The organism is Bremerella volcania (assembly GCF_007748115.1).
Taxonomy (GTDB): Bacteria; Planctomycetota; Planctomycetia; order Pirellulales; family Pirellulaceae; genus Bremerella; species Bremerella volcania.
This window is the reverse complement of the sequence record NZ_CP036289.1, coordinates 4,978,963-4,998,995: the sequence shown is the minus strand read 5'-3', so window position 1 is coordinate 4,998,995 and position 20,033 is coordinate 4,978,963. Positions and strand designations below refer to the sequence as shown.

At 55.7% G+C, this 20,033-nt stretch carries 17 protein-coding genes; 10 read left to right on the top strand and 7 right to left on the bottom strand.

Translation table 11 applies throughout. From position 1 onward, the window contains the following. The first annotated feature begins 6 nt into the window (after positions 1-6). Positions 7-1,326, top strand: a complete 1,320-nt coding sequence (locus Pan97_RS19825; RefSeq protein WP_144975628.1) for a hypothetical protein — start codon at positions 7-9, stop codon at positions 1,324-1,326. On the opposite strand, the gene Pan97_RS19820 is transcribed toward Pan97_RS19825, so the two are convergent. Then, entirely contained in the window at positions 1,323-2,291 is a 969-nt protein-coding gene (locus tag Pan97_RS19820) for a cytochrome c (protein ID WP_144975626.1), read from the bottom strand. The two genes, Pan97_RS19825 and Pan97_RS19820, sit on opposite strands and share 4 nt — an antisense overlap. 87 nt (positions 2,292-2,378) lie before the next feature. Here Pan97_RS19820 and Pan97_RS19815 point away from each other — a divergent pair, with 87 nt between their 5' ends. Beyond that, the gene (locus Pan97_RS19815; protein WP_144975624.1) at positions 2,379-3,506 is read left to right on the top strand and encodes an FAD:protein FMN transferase; all 1,128 of its coding nucleotides are present in this window, start codon (positions 2,379-2,381) and stop codon (positions 3,504-3,506) included. A 6-nt stretch (positions 3,507-3,512) separates the two neighbouring features. Here Pan97_RS19815 and Pan97_RS19810 read toward each other — a convergent pair whose 3' ends face one another. Next, positions 3,513-5,234, bottom strand: coding sequence for a DUF1598 domain-containing protein (locus tag Pan97_RS19810; protein WP_144975622.1), 1,722 nt, complete (start codon positions 5,232-5,234; stop codon positions 3,513-3,515). A gap of 1,168 nt (positions 5,235-6,402) precedes the next feature. On the opposite strand from Pan97_RS19810, the gene Pan97_RS19800 reads away from it, so the two are divergent. The 3 genes from Pan97_RS19800 to ygfZ all read left to right on the top strand — a co-directional run bounded on the left by Pan97_RS19800 (position 6,403) and on the right by ygfZ (position 8,964). Next, positions 6,403-6,732, top strand: coding sequence for an Hpt domain-containing protein (locus Pan97_RS19800; RefSeq protein WP_144975618.1), 330 nt, complete (start codon positions 6,403-6,405; stop codon positions 6,730-6,732). 82 nt (positions 6,733-6,814) lie between these two features. After that, complete coding sequence (locus Pan97_RS19795) at positions 6,815-8,047, top strand: lactate racemase domain-containing protein (protein WP_144975616.1); 1,233 nt, start codon at positions 6,815-6,817, stop codon at positions 8,045-8,047. A 20-nt stretch (positions 8,048-8,067) separates the two neighbouring features. Then, positions 8,068-8,964 (top strand): CAF17-like 4Fe-4S cluster assembly/insertion protein YgfZ, encoded by an 897-nt coding sequence (ygfZ, locus tag Pan97_RS19790; protein WP_144975614.1) that lies wholly within the window; start codon positions 8,068-8,070, stop codon positions 8,962-8,964. Here the strand turns inward: ygfZ and Pan97_RS19785 are convergent. Then, entirely contained in the window at positions 8,961-10,649 is a 1,689-nt protein-coding gene (locus Pan97_RS19785) for an HD-GYP domain-containing protein (protein WP_144975612.1), read from the bottom strand. The two genes, ygfZ and Pan97_RS19785, sit on opposite strands and share 4 nt — an antisense overlap. A 370-nt stretch (positions 10,650-11,019) precedes the next feature. On the opposite strand from Pan97_RS19785, the gene Pan97_RS19780 reads away from it, so the two are divergent. After that, the gene (locus Pan97_RS19780) at positions 11,020-12,036 is read left to right on the top strand and encodes an SDR family oxidoreductase (protein WP_144975610.1); all 1,017 of its coding nucleotides are present in this window, start codon (positions 11,020-11,022) and stop codon (positions 12,034-12,036) included. Here the strand turns inward: Pan97_RS19780 and Pan97_RS19775 are convergent. From Pan97_RS19775 to Pan97_RS19765, 3 genes are all read right to left on the bottom strand, one after another. Beyond that, positions 12,033-13,169 carry an aminopeptidase gene (locus tag Pan97_RS19775; RefSeq protein WP_144975608.1) on the bottom strand — a complete coding sequence of 379 codons (1,137 nt, stop codon included), beginning with the start codon at positions 13,167-13,169 and terminating at the stop codon, positions 12,033-12,035. The genes Pan97_RS19780 and Pan97_RS19775 overlap by 4 nt on opposite strands. A gap of 77 nt (positions 13,170-13,246) precedes the next feature. Further along, entirely contained in the window at positions 13,247-13,627 is a 381-nt protein-coding gene (locus Pan97_RS19770; protein WP_144975606.1) for a hypothetical protein, read from the bottom strand. 184 nt (positions 13,628-13,811) lie between these two features. Beyond that, positions 13,812-14,237 carry a hypothetical protein gene (locus Pan97_RS19765; RefSeq protein ID WP_144975604.1) on the bottom strand — a complete coding sequence of 142 codons (426 nt, stop codon included), beginning with the start codon at positions 14,235-14,237 and terminating at the stop codon, positions 13,812-13,814. 408 nt (positions 14,238-14,645) lie between these two features. Here Pan97_RS19765 and Pan97_RS19760 point away from each other — a divergent pair, with 408 nt between their 5' ends. From Pan97_RS19760 to Pan97_RS19745, 4 genes are read left to right on the top strand one after another with little or no spacing between them, the layout of a single operon-like run. After that, positions 14,646-15,533, top strand: a complete 888-nt coding sequence (locus Pan97_RS19760; protein WP_144975602.1) for a hypothetical protein — start codon at positions 14,646-14,648, stop codon at positions 15,531-15,533. A gap of 42 nt (positions 15,534-15,575) precedes the next feature. Beyond that, positions 15,576-16,793, top strand: a complete 1,218-nt coding sequence (locus Pan97_RS19755) for a formylglycine-generating enzyme family protein (RefSeq protein ID WP_144975600.1) — start codon at positions 15,576-15,578, stop codon at positions 16,791-16,793. Further along, entirely contained in the window at positions 16,790-17,695 is a 906-nt protein-coding gene (locus Pan97_RS19750) for a TRAFAC clade GTPase domain-containing protein (protein ID WP_144975598.1), read from the top strand. The genes Pan97_RS19755 and Pan97_RS19750 overlap by 4 nt, the downstream gene beginning before the upstream one ends. Before the next feature lie 13 nt (positions 17,696-17,708). Then, positions 17,709-18,959: a GAP1-N2 domain-containing protein gene (locus Pan97_RS19745; RefSeq protein WP_144975596.1), complete on the top strand. Its 1,251-nt coding sequence runs from the start codon at positions 17,709-17,711 to the stop codon at positions 18,957-18,959. A gap of 2 nt (positions 18,960-18,961) precedes the next feature. Here Pan97_RS19745 and fliM read toward each other — a convergent pair whose 3' ends face one another. Further along, entirely contained in the window at positions 18,962-19,993 is a 1,032-nt protein-coding gene (gene fliM, locus Pan97_RS19740) for a flagellar motor switch protein FliM (RefSeq protein WP_144975594.1), read from the bottom strand. Between the last annotated feature and the right edge of the window lie 40 nt (positions 19,994-20,033).

Sequence of the window (20,033 nt, the reverse complement as noted above, 5' to 3'; positions counted from 1 at the left end):
TCCCCCATGCAACGAAACCATTCTTATTACTTCTTGCTATTCGCCGTCGTCGCGCTCAGTGGATGCGGTCAAAACTCGACCACCGATCCATACGGCCCAGGAGCGACTCCGGCAGATTTCAGTCAGTTGAAGCTATCGCGGACGGTCAACGACCCACGTGTAAAGAATGAATTGGATCGGCTTGAGATCGAGAATTCGCTTCCCTCTCAGATCGCTCAGTTGTACCAAAGTCAAACGGATGAAACCTCCGAAGAGCCCATCTTCAATTTCCTCCGCGGCACCGACGCGAAAACGGTTGAAGAGGCACTGACCGATAGTGCCCACTGGTGGAATCCTAATTCGCCTGGGCGCGATCTGCTGGTTTCCAACCAAGGGCAAGACTTTCTCGCAGCGTGGGACATGCAGCGGAAAGCAGGACGAAACGTTTTGCTTCAACCCAGAGCACGCTTCCCGGTCGATCTGGAATCAGGCATCCTCGCCGATCCAAGCTGGACCTCCACGATCCACTGCCTGGCGCGGGCCGAACTGTTAGAGGCCGCTAACCAGGCACGCCAGAATAATATGAGCGAAGCGGTGACTGCGGCCGCTTATGCTCTGGCCTACGCCGATCAGTTGAACCAGGTACCGACCCTGCCGGCACGCAATAGCGCGGCGGCAATCCGAGAAGAGACGCTGATTACCCTGCGTGCTTTGCTGCGTCATCCGCAGTTTTCTGCCGGCCAACTGCGAACGCTCGAAACCGTGCTCAACCAAACAATGCAGCGATGGCCCAGCGATACGGAGTTGTGGAAAGCAGACCGGGCCAGTGGTTTGCACTTCCTGGAGATGATTCGGGCCGGGCACCTGGCATCATTGCTTACGCGCGAAGAGTACGACGGGATGATGGCAAGCGGTGAGTTTGCCAAGCTTTCCAGTTCGATTGCCCGGAACTTGACGACCGATCAGGCTTTCTATCTCGATGCGATGAAAGACATCGTGGCGGCTGCCGATAAGCCCTACTATCAGCGCGCCAATGGGTTGGCCGCGATTGCCGATGCATTGAACGTGGCACAGACGACCGACAAGTATCCGATCGTTTCCGGTGACTTTTTGCTGAGTGGAATGCACGCTCAACAAGCCAATCTTTCCAAAGATAAGTCGCGAATGACGATCTGGCTGGCCGCTGTTCAAACGGCCAACGGGCACCCGCCCGGTCAGATGCCGGTGATCGACTTCTCAGGCCGGCCGGTCGAAATCAGAGACGAACCAGGGCGAGTCGTTGCCAGCTTCGAGGGAATTCCAGGCGAGATTCCAAACTTGGTGATTCCCAAGTTTGATAGCAACTAACGATAACTCTCGTGACACAGAGTACACGACTGGCCGACATCCCCGGCAGCGGTTCGGGCTGCGTCGGCGTTATTCTCTTTGACGGCCTTAACGACCTTCATTGCAGCTTCCTGCATTTGTTTGCTGAAGGTGAGGTAGTCATCGTCGTCGTAGTATTCAAACCCCTCTTTCTGCATCGCATGACCGATCGCGGCGATGATTTCGGCTTCGTGAAGTATTTCTTCTGTGTTGCTCTTAAACTCGGATTCACTTGCCGTCATCGGTTTGAGACGCTTCTGGTAAGCGATTTCCAGCCGCTGCATCAGGGGTGGGCGGTCCGCGATGGCATCCCATGTTGCCTTGGGGTCGGCTTCGCGAACTTCGATCGAACCTCCACGCACGAGTTGCTCGAGGTCCTCGGCACGCAGCTTGGCTTCTTTAAACGAATTGTCGGTGCCCACCTTCGAGTTGAAACCGGCGCGGGCAAAACCGTCACGCGCGCTCAGGGCGAATTCCTTCCAGCGAACGTCCCCGTCATGTTCGGCGATAATTTCAAAGATCATGGCCAGTTCGGTGAAGTCTCGTCGCGCTTCCTCAAAACCACCCCCGTTGAATTTGCGAACGTTCTGAACGGTTTCGGTCAGCTGGTTGTTGAGCCGCTTGACTTCGTCTTGAATCGTGGTCGGTGAAATGATGTCGGCCCATTCTCCCGCGGCGCCACCCCCGGATGCGGCGGGACTAGACATGCCTCCGCCAGGAGAACCGGGGGCCATGGCGGGGGCCGCTTGGCGGTTCTCGCTGAGAGTCGCGGGACGTTCTCCTTGCAAAGCTTCCGCGAAGACGTCTTTGAAGAAAATGATGCTGGTTGTTGTATTATTGAATTCCGGAGCCTTGGCGCGGCGTTCTGCCTGTTGGGCGTGCAGCGAGGTGTTGCCTGCGAGCGTAGCAGTGATTCCGAAGACAAGGACGAGACCGAATTGACGCATTGATGTTGCCTCCTGGGGACGAACGTTCACAATTAGTATAACCCTGAACTTGATTTAGGGACAGAATTTCGATTTTCGTAAGTCCGCATGCCCCAAAAACCAGGACAAGTCGTGACGCCTGAAGAGGAAAGACTGGCCAGCCGCCGCAGTTTTTTGCAGGGAAAAATCCGTTCTGCGGAACAGCCTGATGTGGAAGCAGTCCCAGAGACGGCAGGGATTTCTGCCTCATCGACCGCCCCTGGGGCCTACCTGATTCAGCTGACCCGGAAAGCGATGGCCTGCCAGTTTGAGGTTTATTTGAATGCCCTCGGGCCTGGTACCGAAACGGAAGCAGGCGTAGCGGCCCTCGATTTAGTGACCGAGCTAGAGCAGCAACTTTCTGCTTATCGCTATGACAGCGAAATCTGCAGGTTGGGGGCGACGGCCTATTTGCGACCTCAAGTCGTCGAACAACGTCTTTTTGACCTGTTGAAGCTCGCGGTCCAACTTCATCGAGATACGCACGGTGCGTTTGACATCACGGCCGGGCCGCTGATCAAGGCCTGGGGCTTCTTCGATCGCGAAGGGAAGGTACCTGAGGATGCCGATCTGGCCTCGGCCATGGACCTGGTGGGCAGTAATAAGCTAACGCTCGACGAAAGCAATCGAACGATCTTCTTTGAGAAGGAAGGGGTCGAACTGAACCTGGGAAGCATTGGAAAAGGCTATGCGCTGGATCGCTGCCAAGAGCTGCTAAGCGAAGCAGGGGTGGAAGACTTCCTGGTACACGGCGGGACTAGTAGCGTACTTGCCCAAGGCGTACGCCGCGATGGAACGCCGCGAGATGGCTGGGAGGTCGGTGTCCCTCACCCGCTACGGCCAGATCGCAGAATAGGCACGGTCCACCTAAACGGTGAGGCACTCGGGACATCAGGTGCCGCGTTTCAAGCGTTCTTCCACGAAGGGAAGAAGTATGGTCACGTGTTGGATCCTCGCTCGGGTCAACCAGCGACCTCGTTGCTTTCGGCAACGGTGATCGCTCCCAGTGCCGCCTTGGCGGATGCCCTGGCGACAGCGTGTTATGTCATGGGACCGCAAGAGACGGAAGCTCTATTGCCGAAGTATCCGGACGTGTCTGTCCTCCTAGTAAAAGAGGGACGCCGCCGCGGTAGTGTCGAGACGATTATGCTCGGTGGCATGGACCAGCGCCTGGTCCTGGCGCCGACCTCGCAGTAATGCTGATTAGTCCCACCACCAGCCGTGATGCTTGATGGTCTTGGGGACGCCGCTTGCTTTGTGGTCGGCAGTCATCAGCCCGTATTCGTCGACGGTAAGCTGGTCGTCGGTAAGCATGTCCGAAGGATCAAAGCTAACGCCGCCACTTACGCCAGCGATGATGTGCTTCTTGTCGATGACTCGCATGTTCATGATCGTATCGACGACTGTGGGGGGCGAACCGGTAGCGACCTGGTAGCTCCCTTTGGAGCCGAAGTGGGTCAGGCTCCAATCGACCTGGTCGGCCAAGCGCTCGTTTTCGATTAACGAACAAATCATCGCGAGATCAAAGACGTTCTTGAGTTCGGCGTAGATCGGATACTTCACCGCGAGTGCGGCGTAGTTGGTCGAGAAATTACGAGCAAACGTTGCATTAAGGGCCGTGCTGGCGTTGGTATGAATTCGTTGACCTTGAGCATCGAGGTGCTCATTTTCGCTTAAGACCTTCACGCCAGGTCCTTGCAGGGCAAATGCGTCTCGCTCCTTGGTAACGCTGATATTGCGATAATCGAGCGTGAACCACCATCGCAGGACATCCATCGGCGGAGGGCTTCCGCCTGGGGGAATGGTAACCATCTCGAGATAGCTGGGAACGCCTGCCGTGCCATCTTCCAGACCCATGCCGATCCGCTTCATGTGATAATCGGCTTCCACGATGATCTGACCGACTCGCGTGTCAGGGCTAACGCCATGCACGGTGATGTTTTGCTTGCCGACGGCAGCGCGCAGTCCTTCCAGCCACTGGTCTCGCTGCCGAGGATGTAGCGGCTTGGCGGAAGTCACATCAATGTATTCTTGGGCGCTCTTCAAGCCGCTTTGAGTTGGCGTAATGGCGCATCCAAACTTGCCATGTTCCTCCATCGCATTGCGAAGCAAGACTACCATGTCGTCTAGTTGAAGAACGGGCCGCCCGGTCGAAACGTTGACATGGCGCCCTTCGGCGTTGGCGTGCCAGGGGCCGGCCGGACCGGCGATCACGATCTCGCCCGTCTCCGGGTAAACCAGCAGATACTTGACTTCGTAGATGCCGGCCAGGTTCCGCATGGTGTCGGTGGGATCGCGACCAAGTGCCCATCGCAGTTGGGCTTCCTTTTCCAGTCGCGTCAACGAAACCTTGCGCAGCACCGACTGCGTTGAAACGTTTTGGTCAGTCGTGATGATCTTGGAAGAGTCATGGATCTCGGAGAGAAGGGAGTCGTTGGATAGCTGTTTCACCCGCTTCAGAGTCCCTTCCGAATCGACGTACACACCAGTGGGGAAGGGGGCAATGGAACCAGGGCCCCCCAGTTCTTCCCAGCTTTCCGGTTCCACCGTTGTTGTGATCAAGTCAATCAACTGATCGAAGTCAGGCGTTACGCCGCCACCGCGAGCCACGGGGGCCTTGCTGCGGACGGCCGATGCTTCTGACAGAACCTCCGAGCGATTCACATCGTTTTCGATGTACGAAGCCGTTTCCACCGCGGCATGAATTAGGCCGGCCTTCATCTGCATGCGAGCGATTGCCGAGTGCCCCTGGTCGCGCATGGCGGCATCTTGCACGTTGGCAATTTCCTCGAACGCACGGGTGAATTCACCCACGCGGCTGAAGGACTGGACCTTATCCAGTGCGGTTTTCGATTGGGAATCTTCCTGGCCGAAGGCAGACTGGCTGAAGGAAGCATGAATTGACAGAGCAAGAATACTTGCCACTATCCCCGCCCGGATTAGTTTGAGCACGGGAAAGTTCTCCAGATTAGTACTTCTCTATGTTCCGAAAGAGAACATCAGAATCTCTTCTTTTGGGGATTTCGTCAAGCAAATAGTCTGTTTAGAAGTTCATTTCTAGCCATTTAGGTGGTCGAATTTCCCCAAGAAACGAAAAACAGCCAGAGGTTCCCGGAGGAAAGACTCTGGCTGTCTTCTTTATTCAATTGAAGCGACCAGGCGTCGCTTCCTGATCGACTAGCCACAGCAGGTCGGTTCAGGAGCACAGCAAGTCGGTTCTGGTGCACAGCACGATGGCTCTGGTGCACAGCACTTTGGCTTGCAGCAGCTACGCAGCTTGTGCTTCAGGTGCGAGAAAAGACCGCACTTCTTGGCACAAGGATCGCAGCACGATGGCTCTGGAGCACAGCAGGTTGGCTCAGGAGCGCAGCAAGTGGGTTCCGGAGCACAGCAGGTTGGCTCTGGAGCGCAGCAGCTTGGTTCTGGTGCACAGCACGAAGGCTTGCAGCAGCTGTGCAACTTGTGCTTCAGCTTCGAGAACAGGCTGCACTTGCGACCGCAAGGATCACAGCACGATGGCTCTGGAGCACAGCAAGTCGGCTCGGGAGCACAACAGGAAGGTTCAGGTGCACAGCCACAACCGTGCGAGTGGAAGCCGAACATACCGGCTTGGGCGGTGGAGGCAGCGGCGAAGATCATACCGACAACCAACAACGCAGGGAAAGCAAAACGGGCATTCATCGAGAGGACTCCAACTTGACTCATTTACCACCAGAAAAAACAAACTCTTGCGGGCTAATCCCGTTGATGCGCCGGGAAAACAAAACCCAGTGCTAGCGATTGTCCACGCAAGTAACTTTCCTTGGTTAGGAACTATCAATCGCTATCGACACCCTAAAACGGAACCCTCTATCAAAATGCCCAAATTGTGCAGTCGGATTAGTTTATCAGGTCAGGTCGTAACGGATGGTGTGGCTGTGCTATCACTTGGGGCTCAGGACCCTGTAATTTGCCGGCGGTAACGCTGCCCAACCCCAGTTTCGAAGCCCACTCTTGGTTAGTGGCAGTCCACTAGTCTGCGTAAATTCGAGGGCGGTCCGCTTAGTCACAGTAAAACCGCATCCGCTTTCACCGTTGGTAGGGGCAAATTGAGATGACAATGACGAACCAACAGCAGCTGATCTATTCCGAATTCGGCAACGATGAAGATCTGGGCGAACTTGTGGAAATGTTCGTCGAAGAGATTCCGAACCGAGTTCAAAGTATGCTTGAAGCTGCTGAGACGTCGAACTGGGCAGAACTCGGACGCGTTGCCCACCAAATGAAGGGGGCTGCTGGTAGCTACGGATTTGGCGAAGTCACGGCGATTGCAGCGGTTCTGGAAAACGCCTGCCGCGAGAGTGCACCGGCTGAATCGATTCAACGTGGTCTGCAGGAACTGGTGAGCATGTGTCTTCGCATGCGTGCTGGTACGCCGGACTAAGCGGCGTCCCGTTGACCGTCCGGCAAGCGAAGTCCTATGATTCGGGGAATGAATCCAAGTTTCCCGAATCATTAGGGTATCAATGCCCCTCTCGACTCCGTTTGGCGACAACGCAACTTCGCAGTGCGAAATAGTTGACCAGCATCTACTGGCAAATCTTCAGTCCGACGCATTACCGGCGTCCGATCTTGCAGAGACAATTGCGACTGCGCTGAGCCATCCGGTAGGTTTTCCGGACCTGGCCGACGCTTCCGTGCCCGGCGATACGATTCTGTTTGCCTATGGGAAAGAGGTAACCGACGTCGAAGACGTTGCCCGCGGCGTCGTGCGATATGCCGAACAAGCGAAATTAACCGATCGACAGTTTCAATTTCTCTTGCCGGCCGAAGTTTTGGCACCGGTTGTCGAGTCATTGAAGCAGGTTGTTGCCCCTCTTGGCGATTCAGCCGAAGTCATCGTGCACCAGCCGCACGATCAAAAGGCTAATTCGTTTCTTACGTCGACCCAAGAGAATCGAGCCATCATTCTGAATCGGCATTTGTGCGATGCCGACGTGGTGGTGCCGGTCGGGGTGGCTTGCAGCGAAGGGGGATTCAACGCCTTTGGGGCGTTCTCTTCGCTCTATCCGACCTACTCGGATATCGATTCAAAAAAACGCTGGAATTCGCCATTATTCGTGACGCGACCACAACGCCGCAAACGCCGCATCGCTGAGATTGAAGAAATACGCCAACTGCTGGGGATCGCGGTTAACTGCCTTCTCCTGCCGGCTCGCGGAGGGGGCTACTCCAGTGCGGTATATGGCGAGGCATCGCAGGCTGAAGCATTGTCCAGCAAGCAATTGGCCGAGCACTGGCAGCCGCCCCTTTCGAGCCTGGCCGGTGCAGTGATTGCCTTGGTGACTGGTGGTCAGCTTGGACAATCGTGGGAAAACGCCGCCAAAGCACTCGCGAACGTCGAAAACCTCGTTCGGCCTGGCGGCGCCATCATTCTAGCGACCGAGATTCGTCAACGTCCTGGCCTGGCAATGGCTCAAATGGCTGAATCGCTGGAATTCACGGACTTCGAGACGCTCATGAGAAAATCTCGTAGCGAAGATGCGGCGATCGCCTTGCAGTTCGCCAAGACGTTATCCCAGTGCAAAGTTTACTTTCGCAGCGCGCTCTCTGAGGACATCTTGGATCAGCTCGATCTGATTCCTGTCGAGTCAGACGAGGAGTGTCGAAAGATTTGTGAGCACTATCAAGACGTTGTCATCGTGCACGATGCACAAAACATGTCGCTTCGCCTGGCTGAGTCGGGCCTGCCATCGTAACTTCTAAAAGTCGAGAGAGAATGAACGACACCATCTCTTGGGTTTCGTCTCCGCTGAAAAGTCAGATCCAAGTAAGCGGCCCCAGTCACATCCGCTTTCTGCAGGGCCTTTGCTCGAACGATGTCGCCCAACTGGCGGTCGGTGCAAGTTGCGAGGCGTACATTCCTACCGTTCAGGGAAAGGTCCTCGCCCATGGCTTTCTTAAGAAACATGACGATCGGATTGTGTTTCTCGGGTTGGGGCAACAGACGGAAGCTCTGCTTCTCCATTTGCAGAAGTACGCGATGATCGAAGACGTCGAAGTCACGGACCAAAGCGAGTCGAAAAATGCTATTTTGGTTTGGGGCGAAAATGTTGGATCGTGGCTTAAAGGAAAGCTTGGCGTGAGTGATCTGCCTGAATTGCACCAGCATCAAACGTTGAGTCGGGAGGGAGCATCGATTGATATCCTCCATACGCCCCTCCTGAAAGAAGCATCGTACGAGCTTTCGGGCCCCGGCGTAGAGAGCCTGGTACAGGACGTCCAGCCCTCTGTCGAAGCGTTTGAAGGACTGCGAATCGAGAATTGGTTCCCCGTCCATGGGATTGATTTCGGTGCCGAGCACTTGGCTCAAGAGGTCAATCGCGATGACCAGGCGATTAGCTTCAAGAAGGGGTGCTATCTGGGGCAGGAGACCGTCGCGCGGATCGACGCGATGGGGCATGTCAATAAGAAGTTGGTCGCCGTGCGATGGCTGACAGGTGACGTTCCGTCAGAACTGCCAGCGGCGCTGGTCGTCGAGGGCAAGGAAGTCGGGCAGCTCACCTCGCTTGCCAATCACCATGGCCAATATCTGGGGCTGGCCATCATTCGACGCGGCTTGAACGCCGCCGGGACACGAATCGATTCGGAAGCAGGTTCGCTGGAAGTTGCTTAGTCGTCTTGAAGCGACTTGATCCAGTTGCTGACGTCGAAGCCCAGTCCAGCACGTTCCTCTCTCATGATGTTGCGAATGTCTTCACGTGCGGCGAAGAATGCTTCGATGACTTCCGGATCCCACTGGGTGCCTGAGCCTTCGCGGAAAATCTGATTCACGCGATCCTCCGGCATTCCTTTTCGGTAAGGTCGATCGCTGGACATGGCATCGTAGGCATCGGCAACGGCCGTGATGCGTGCCAGCTTGGGAATGGTTTCCCCGGCCAGCTTATGAGGATATCCTTTGCCGTCCCATTGCTCGTGATGATGGAGAACCACCGGGAGCACGGCCTCTAATTGCTTGAGGCCCGACAGAATGTTGCAGCCCAGTTCAGGGTGCAGTTTGATGTGTTCGTATTCTTCGTCGGTCAAGCGACCGGGCTTGCGGAGGACGCTGTCGTCGATGCCGATCTTGCCGACGTCATGTAGCAAGCCAGCCATGTACAGCAGGTTGAGGGTCTCGTTGTCAAGGCCCATCTCTTGCGCCAAGCGAACGGCAAGACGGGCAACGCGATCGCTGTGACCGCATGTGTACGGGTCTTTGGCGTCGATGGCAGACGTCAGGGCGCGAACCACGCTGGTAACGAATTCGGACTGACGGCGATACAGTTCGATATTTCCGCTGTGAATACCCAGGATCGTGCCGACGCTGCTAAGCAAGCTCGCTTCAACGGTGCCAAATCCTTTGTCTTCGTTGTGATTGATGGCAAACAGCCAGCCAAAGATGTTGTCTCCTTCGACCAGCGGCACGGCAATGATCTGCCGAATTTCCGGGCAAGGCCAGTCGGGACGTTCGGTGATGCGCTGGTTGGCGACGAATGCGGACCGCTTTTCATTCAGGTTTAGCTTCTTCACCAGGTGAGAGAGCATCTGAGAATCGACCGTGCATTCACCGACGGAAAGGAGGTGGGGCTCGTACTGCGTCCCGGAAGAATCGTTTTGGCTTCCGCGACGACCTGGTTGTTGATACAGGATCGAAAGTCCGCGGCAGGGGATGACTTCCAAGAGCCAGTTGAGTGCAAGGTCTCCGAGTTGCGAATCGCTACTCGAAATACGCAGGTTCTGGGTCAGGCCGTACAGAAGGCTTATTTCTTCGTAGGTCGACGACAGACTATCCGAGACCTTGTCGATCTCTTCGGTCAGTCGTTCGATTTCGGAATCGGACGTGATCTTGCCAAGCACCATGGCGGACATCCGCTCAAGTGCCGGGATGGTCCACTCGGCCTGAGCCTGATGCCAGCGTTTGGCTTCTTTGGGAGAACAGCCCAATACCTGGGAAAGCTTCCCGAATTCAGGCGATGCACTACCGGTGATAGCCAGCCGAAAGGGGGCGGTTCCAATGTAAGTGTTCACGCCGTCGCGCAGGGGAATCGCCAGGACGGCGCAGCCGGTTTCTTCGGCCACGATTGTGGGAGTGCCTTCTCGGAGGATGCCTGGGCAGAGGGAAGCGAGGAGTGAATCGTCTCCTACGATACCGTCGTCGGCTGCCAGCATGAGTTCGCCCGTACTTCCGTCCCTCAAACAAAACGAGGTACCGAAGTAGTTTCGCAGTTCCGTGCTCATCTGCTTCAAACGGTGACGTACCGCAGGCACAAACGTACCTACCGTATTACCGGTGAGAGAGAGAGCTGCGGGAGGCAACGACATGGACGAATTCCTAAAAGCATTTCGAGCAAGCTAGCTTGGGCGGTCAATGACACGCCTTTACAAAACTTAGGTCACAACCCAAGTTCAAGCATGGTTTGGCAAGTAACTCCGGGATAAAGGTTAGCTCCTGGCGTTGGTTTATGCCCTATAAGAGCGAGCATTGCTTACAATGCCACTCACCTGCCCCCATATCGGGGCTATCGGGTTTGCCGGATATACTTATTATGCGGATTGTGAGATCAACTCGGTCCGCTGCAGGAGGGTTAGGTGTGTTGCCAACCCGATTCGCTTCTGTGGAAAATCCATTGAAATTCCAAACATGCCGTGCGGAGTGCACTGCATTTTTCGCGCAAGTCGCCGATAAGTTGCCATGTCCATCGGACTTCCTCTGCTAATTACCGGCGTCCCGGGCGTTCCCGGCTATAACGCGCTGTATCACTTCCGCCACAAATTCTCCCAACATGTCGTCGGAATCCGCCCCACTGATAATTGGCGGCTTGAAGGTGATCAAATCGTTGCCTGCGACATGGAGGACATCGATGCCCTCAAGCGATTGTTTGACGAGCATCAATTCAAATCGGTCTTACACTGTGCCGGAAGTTGCGCGCTTAAGTCGTGCGAGTTAGATCCAGCGATGGCCTGGCGGATCAATCTGGAAGGCACCCGAAACCTTTTGCATATCCTGGAAGGTACCGATACTCGCCTGATCCATCTCTCGATCGATCTCGTTTTCAGCGGGGAGTCAGGCGAAGGAAGCATGCTGGAAACCGATTCGACCGACCCGGTGACCGTCTACGGTAAGACGATGGCTGCCGCCGAGAGCCTGGTCTCTTTGATCCGGCCGGATGCGACGATTTTGAGGATTTCGTTACCGATGGGGGTCAGCTTCAACGGTCACGCAGGGGCAATCGATTGGATTCAGTCGCGATTCAAAAAAAAACGTCCGGCGACCCTCTATTTTGACGAGGTCCGTACGCCTACCTACACGGACTGCATGAACCTGGCATTCGAAGAGATTCTCGCGCGAGACATGCCGGGCATCTACCACGCCGGGGGGCCGATTCGGCTGAGTCTCTATGAGATCGCCCAAATCGTCAATCGCGTTGGCGGCTACGATCCAGAGCTACTGATGGGCTGTATGCGAATCGAAGCCGGTCCGATTCCGCCTCGGGCTGGAAATGTCTCGATGAACTCGGAAAAGCTTACCGATCATTTAGGGTTCGGCCCGTTTCATGGCTGGCCGTTTGACGAGCGTTACATTCCGACGCACCGCGAGTGGCACTACGAGCGACCCGCGGATGAATCGGGAAATCCCGAACTTCTCAAGCGAATTCTCTATTGCAATCCGCTTCGCGACGAGGGGATCATTCGCCCCCCGTTTCCCTAAAGCCGGTTAGTCAAAGGTTGGGGGAACTCTGGATTCAAGAATCGCCCGTTCTCGCTGATCAGTTCTCCATCGACGAAGATCTGTCCCCCTTGTCGCAGGTCGCAAACCATGTCCCAGTGCAGGCCCGACTCGTTCGTTCCGCCCGATTCGGGATAGGACGCGCCGACAGCTGCATGGAAGGTCCCGCCAATCTTTTCGTCGAACAGGGTGTTCTTGGAATACTCTTGGATGGCGTAGTTCGTACCGATTGCGATCTCTCCCAGCACGCGAGCCCCGGCATCTTGATCGAGCATGGCGATCAGGAAGTCTTCTCCTTTGGAAGCTTTCGCATCGACGACGCGACCTTCGCGGAACGTCAGCTCGATGCCGTCCGATTCACGCCCTCCGTGTACGGCCGGGAAACTGTACTTCACGAGCCCTTCGGTCGCTGTTTCGATGGGCCCCGTGAAGACTTCACCGTCGGGGAAGTTCTCGTGACCATCGCAGTTGATCCACTTGCGCCCTTCAACTCCCAGCGTAAGATCCGTACCTTGAGGCGTGACGAAGCGGATTTCTTTCTTGGTCATCAGGAAGTCGGCCAGCTTCTGTTGCTGGACGCTTAACTTCTTCCAAAGAGCCACCGGATCGTCTTCGTCTAAAAAGCCGCCGCGGAAGACGAAATCTTCGTACTCGGACAAGGACATCTCGGCATCTTGAGCGGACGACTCGCAAGGGAACTGCGTACCCACCCAGTTCAACGATCCATCGGCCGCGCGACCGAGAAACTTTTTGAAATACGTCTTGCGGGCTTGACTTTGCAGGGCACTCTTCTGCGGCGAGATCGAAGAAAGAGCTTTCGTGTTCTTCTGTCCCCATAACCCAATCGAGCAATCAATCGTATCGACCGCGTGCAATAGCAATGGGTTTTCGTAGGAAAGCTGTTCGTCGGAGCCTTCTTCCAGCATGATCCGCTTACACTCGTCGGGCACGATCGCGACCTCAGGATGGGCCCCAACTCGGACGACTTCTCGGTACACGGCGATCATCAGCGGTTCGGTCACCGGCGAACCCGTGATCCGCACGAGCTGACCTGGCTTCACTCTGCCAGAGTATTGGACGATGACTTTCGCGAGCTTTTCAAAACGAGGGTCCATTCAGACCGATCCTTTCGCGTAGATTGCTATGGAAATTGGGCATGAGGGCGACGCCTAGGGGATGACTTAGTTTCGCATCAAGAGCGGGCAACTAACAGTGCCAGCAAAATCCACGGAGAAATGGCGATCGCAATCGCGGCTAGTTGAATTGATTTGGGGGCCCGACGTTTGCGCTGCGACTGGACGATCGGAGTCAGAATACCGCCGATGCTTCCGCTGACAATTGCCGAGAAAAGAAGTAGATCGGCAAAGCCAGTCCACGTGTTATTGGTATTCTCGGCTGGCTGCAACAGCGCCGCCGAAACTCGAAGCAACAAGACCACAATCACCAAGACCAAGGTCGCAAAAATGCATAAACTCCAGAAGACCGTTAGCGATTCAATTGCTTGAGGTTCGCTCGGAGGTTGATGTACCTCGGTGCGCGACAACTTCTTGGAGCTTCGCCGCTTTTTCGACACGCTGGGGCCTATGTTTGCTGATGGTGATGGGTATCGACCCTCAGTATGAAGCGGCACAATCAATTGGTCAACGATCTACCACCGGCAAACATTCTGGCAATTAAAAAAGAAGCAGGGCACCTTGATGAGGTGTCCTGCATGGTTTGTCGCTGCAACCACAAGGGTGCGCGTGGTGAGGCGTGGCTTACAGGCCGTAGTAGTGAACGTCGACGTGACCACCGTGCTTGAAGACCATCTTGATCTTGAAACCACAGCACCACTCGTACTCGACGATTCCACGCTTGAACAACCCGCAACGGCTGTCAATCGTGGGGACGCCGGTGCAGCAGCTTGGCAAACACACGGGAACGTCGACGAAGCAGTTGCAACGCGGATCGACGACCTGCAGGACGGCTTCGACCGGAGGGCAGCAATCGCAAGGGCAGGCCTTCTTTACGAACAACTTATGCGTTTTGTAGTGAAAGCACGGATCGTAGCAGCAAGGAGTCGGCGGCTCTGGGGCACAGCAGGTTGGTTCCAGGCTTCTGTTCGCCGCGCTGGCTTGACCAGCAGATACCAACAGAACGACAGTGGCCAACAGCAGCGGGAAGGTCTTGGTGAAGTTAATCATGGTGGCAGACTCCGAAAGTCCAAAAGGCAATTAGGCGAGAATCCTTCGCACGCAGTGCCCGCAATTCCCAGCGAGCGCAAACACTTTACTCCAGCCTAACATCTCTCAGTTAATGGGCAACCGGATTGTTTTTCCCGTGTGTTTGGCCACGGAAAGACCATTTTTTCGGGTGTTCTACGAGGCGATGGCTGGCAATTTCCTTGGATTCTTTTGCTTCGGGGGCACTTTCGACCTACGTTTTCAATGGCGGTTGCTGAACCAGACCAGCTTCCCTCCAACTTTTCCAGAGAAACCATCGTGTTTCTCTTTACGACTTATTTCAATTTGGCCCCGTTTCCCACGGCGTCCCATCCGGACAGAGATTCATGGCCGAGTTCCCACCAATGACTGGCGGAAGGCAGGGTTGACGTGAATGCTCACGCAATAGCTTCAGAAATGAGCCCCGACTACGCGCCGCTCGATCAGGCACTCACTCAGCTTCGCCACCACAACGGCGAATTGGAGAAGTTCATTGATCAGCTTCTTCAAGAGATTGCCAACCTCGGGCAAGAGGTAGAATCGCGCGCATCCGAGTTGATGAAGGCTCGACGAGAAATCGATCAGACTTCCCAGGTATCGGTACAAGCCGCGCAGGAAAACCTGCGACTTTCGCAGCAAGTTGTCGAACGAGAAGATGCGTTGAACAGGGCCAACGCCGAAATTACTCAGCTTCGAGAGCAACTCTCCGAAGCGAAGCTATCCCCCTCCAGCGACCCCGCGAGCCAGCAACGTATCGCCGAATTGGAAAAACAACTCCAAGCATCTCGCTCCCAGGCCGAGCCCGATGCGGATCTGCTTGCCGAAGTAGAACAACTGCGCCGCGATCTCGCGGCAACCAAGCTCGAACTGATGCGACGCGACGAAGCACACACGATCATTCGCGAAGACGCCGATCACGATTCACTCGTGGAGCGGAATCAGGCACTTGAAGGAGAACTGCACCAGGCCCGTGGGCACGCGATGCAGCTGACCGAGACGATCGATCAACAACGCAAAGAACTCAATCAACAAAAGTCAGCCTGGTCCGAAGAACTTCAAGCGATGCGTTCGCTCTTGGAACGTCGAACGGCCGCACCCGCCCAGACGGCACAAACTCAATCCTTTGCCGATACCTCCGTCATTAGCGATACCGCGACCGTCTGCCGCGACGAAGTGGAATATCGAGCCAATAACAATAATACCGTTGTTGATTCCGTGATGGCGCAATTTGCCAAATTGCAACGAGACGTGAACAAACGCCGCAGCCAGCGTCGTTAATTTGCACCCTTTTCCCAAAGATTCCTGCTCAGGACACATCTCATGAATCGCTATGTAGTAGGGGGGGCCGGCGTAGCAAGCGTAGTCGTACTGATGTCGCTAACGTGGCTCTTCGGCAGCTTTTTCTGGGCTTTATCTACGACTGTTCTCATTGCTGCAATTGGCGGCGGTTTTTTCGTCTATCGAAAATTCACCCAGAAGTTTACCACTCTACCAAGTCCCAGTTCGTCCAATTCGGAAAAGTCCCCATCTCGAAAATCGGCTCCGCCAACGGACAATGGCAATGCCAAAGACTCGCAATCCCTTGCTCGAAAAATGCTCGATCAAGGTCGTTACACGTTGCTCTTGCGCCCGCAGATTGCCGAAAGCATTCCGCCTAAATTGTTAGAGCGTGCTCAGAACATGCTCGACGACGAGATGACGCTCGTTCCCGGCGGTGAAACAATCGTCGGCAAGGGAGCCAATGATTCTCCTGACTTGCCCGATCATCTCGACGGCCGGATCGTGCAGGTCGAAGGCTTCTATCTCGATCGTTACCAGGTCACCAACGAACAATACTTACGCTTCGTCGAGAACGGCGGTTACGAGCAGATCTCGCTGTGGGATCCGGAAATCGTTCCGGCACTGCTCGACTTCGTCGATCTCACCGGCGAGCCAGGCCCACGCTTCTGGAAGAACGGCAAATACCTTTCTGGACAAGCCCAGCATCCCGTGGTCGGCGTGTGCTGGTACGAAGCGGCTGCCTACGCGCGTTGGGTAGGGAAACGTCTGCCAACCGATCCCGAATGGGTCAAGTCTGGCAGCTGGCCGGTTCCGCTACCAGGTGCCCGTCCGATCCAGCGCAAATTCCCTTGGGGTGAAGCATTCGATCAGAACAAATGCAACCTCTGGGGAAGCGGTCATGGGGCAACGGTTCCGGTTGAAAAGTACGACGAAGGAATGAGCGTCGGTGGCGCGAATCAATTAATCGGCAACGTCTGGGAATGGACGTCCAGCCGCTTCGGTGCCTGGCAATCGAGCAGTTCACCATTGGTGCTCGACGCATCAATGCGAAGTATTCGCGGCGGGGCTTTCGATACTTATTTCGAGACCCAGGCCACCTGTGATTTTCAAAGTGGCGACAAGGCGGTCGCTCGAAAACGAAACGTCGGATTTCGCTGTGCTATTGGAATTTGTGATCTGATCCCTGACCAGTCGATGCAAGCCGAGGAGCACCCGGCCCAGGTCGAAACTCAAGAACTTGCTGAGGTGGCCCAATGACCAAGCGTGTCCTCGTAGCTATGGATTCGTATCGACTTGCGGAATGCGCCGTACCGTTGGCCTGCTACATTTGCGGCGTCGATAACAACTACAACACCGAACTATGTCGGCACTGCGCCGCGCCGCTTGCCTTGTCGCATCAAGCACGCACCCAAGGGGTTCGTCCCCAGATGGTTGCCGTTTTGGGAACGGCCGCCGCAGGCAAGACCGTTTACCTGGGCATGCTGTTGGATATGCTCACTCGGCAGAATGGCCGCGTGCAAGTGCTGGCCCGCGGTGCGTTTTCGATCACGCTGCAGCAGCGGACGATGATGGCTTTGTCCAACTGCCGCTTCCCTGAAAAAACCCCCAACGAGCCGGATCGCTGGAACTGGGTGCACTGCCAGGCCAAGGTCAACTCGAAGAAGAACCCCATGGAACTGATCATGCCGGATATGGCTGGGGAAGCGATCTTGGAAGAGATCGACCACCCCAATGCCTATCCGGCCATTCACTCGTTCCTGGAAAAATGCTCGGCCGTGATTCTGCTTGCCGATACCGATCGGATCGAGCGAGGAGGAGCCGAACAAAACTATTTCCTGATGAAGTTGATCACCTACCTCAGCGAGCAAGACAGTCGCCATAGTCGCGGAAAAAGCACCCGGCCGGTCGCGATTGTCTTCTCCAAGGCCGATCGCTGTGAGCCCTGTTTCGACAATCCCGAACTGTATGCCCGAGAGAAGACGCCGAATCTGTGGCAACAGGTTCAACAGCGTTTTACGAACTACGGATTTTTTGCTTCCGGCGTGGCCGGGTCGGTCGGCTTCCGCGAAGAACCAGGCGAAGGAACGTCAGCAGTACCGCTGCGGATTGAGCCGCGCGGCATTGTAGAACCGTTTGAATGGCTCGTACGCAAAATATAGTTGGTCGCAACCCATGGCTCCGCTCTCTCCTAAAGATCTTCAAGTCGCACCACCCAGGCCAAGTCATCCTTCGGGAACGGTTGCCGTCGAACAGGCAATCTTTACTTCGGCTCAAACATCTTCCAAAGACGGCTATCAACTGGTTGCCTGGAGCCCTGGCATCAGTAGCGAAGATGCCCGGCAACTGGCCGTTTGGGGGCCGGCCCACGATTCGATGATCGTCGACGACCCGACGGACGTCAGCTTGAATTTTCATCCGCTAGGAGACCGCAAGTTCTGTATATCACGAACGGTCCTCGGATCGGCCGAGTACAGCGGACGCGGCGGACGCCAGGTTTATACCCACTGCTTTGTGCTCGATGCCGACGCGTTCCGGAAGTTCCAGAACGACCCGTTTCGCGTTCTATCGGCGGCGCTGGCAATTCACGATTTACGACCAGGGGCAAAGCTTCCGTCTGATCTTCCTTCGCTGAAGATGCTCCCCTCAGGTGCGCCGGTCGATGCGGGGCTTATTCGATTCTTTGATTCCCCTGTTCAACAACAATCGCTGGTGGCTTGGACGCACCATGCGATGACGTCGAAGAAGCTGCTGTTCACCGGCGGATACAACGATCGTTTCCTGACGGTCTTTTTCAATCTTTTACCGGTATCGATACGCCCTTGTTTCTCGTTCTCGACGCGGCTTCGTTATTCGCCTCGCCGTAACTTTCGGCTGATTGGCCTGGCCAATGATCTCGAGGAACAGAAGAAAGCTGCCCGTCAGGAAGGCTGTAGCGTATTCCAATTTGATTCGCCCGCTCGTACGCCAGAGGCCTCGCGGCATCCGTGGGCCACATGGGTCCAGGTAGCATTGTGCCATCGCGAGCCGGACGAAGCAGCGAGGTTGATTGGCGAGGTTCCCCTCACGACACGACTGGAAGACCTCTCGGCAATCGGCAACCGACTGCGCGTGGCAATGTCCGGAAAGCGGATCAAGGAAGCGGCCACTGCCCCGGTTGCTTCCGCACCAGTGGTCATTCCGGAAGAGAACACCGACCGGGACGAACTGTTGGTGCTCGTCGAGCGTGCCTTAGAGGGGGACGTGACAGCGCTCGAACGCCTTAACGCCACTTGGTGCGCTCAGCCTGATCGACAGTTGGAAGCACTACGCCAAGATTGTGCTCGCCACTTTGTGAGCCTATCGAAAGAAAAGAAATTCGAGCCAGGATCGAAAGGGGCGATTGCGGTTGAGATTCTGAGCCTGATCTTACGCGTGAGTCCCTGACTTTAAACGCCAGGTTTCTTGCGTTCGTAACTGCGTTCGATCTGAATGGCTTTTCGCCCTTTGAATGCACCGGCGAATGCCTGAAACGTTGGGGTCCCGTTCACGTTGACTTGTAGCGGCGTACGTGAATCTTTCTCGGTCGTGATCACGTCGCCGACGCGCAGATCCAACAGTTCTTCCATCGAGATCTTCGTCTCGGCCAGGATCACGTCGAGTTCGACCTGGGCCTTGTCGAGGTGAACGCCCAAGGCGGCCCTCGATTCGGGCGTTGCCTCGCTACTGCCGTAGGCAAACCAAGTATTGGCCGTCAGCTTGTTGCTGATACGTTCGATCGAGTTGAACGGAATACATAAGTTGATCATGCCACGCACGTCGCCGATCGCCAGTTCGAAACTGACCAGCACCACGACTTCGTTCGGCGGCACAATCTGAACCAGCTGTGGATTGCTTTCAACGCGAACGACGCGCAGGTCGAGCGGAAGCACATTCTCCCAGGCATCCTTCAACTCGATCAGAAACAGATCGGAGATCCGCGAAACGAGCGTGAGTTCGATCTCGGTCAGGGGCCTCCGCGAAGCAGGCGTGCTTTCTTTGCCGCCTCCCAGCAAGCGATCGATGATGGGATACAAAATGGAAGGGTTGATGTCGAGGATCAGATTTCCTTCCAGCGGCTCGGCAACCAGCAGGTTAAAGCAACTGGGGTTTTCCAGACTGAAGACGAACTCGCTGTAGGTCAGCTGATCGACGCTGGTCAGCTTGACTTCCACGATCGAACGCAAGAGTGCGGAAAGGGCGGCACCGAAGTTCCGACTAAAGCCCTCGTGCATCGATTGCAGGGCCCGCATCTGGTCCTTGCCGACACGTTCCGGCCGCTTGAAGTCGTAGGGAGTGACTTTGTCTTTACCGCGCATGGTGCGCGCGGGCGACCCCGTATCGGCTGCCGGCGCGGCGGGACCTTTGGCCGGTTCCGCGCTGGTTTCCATCGCGTTGAGAAGGCTCTCGACTTCTGCCTGGCTCAGTACGTTGTCGGACATGAATCACTCCCTTGATTCACGAAAAGGAGTCATCGTTCGA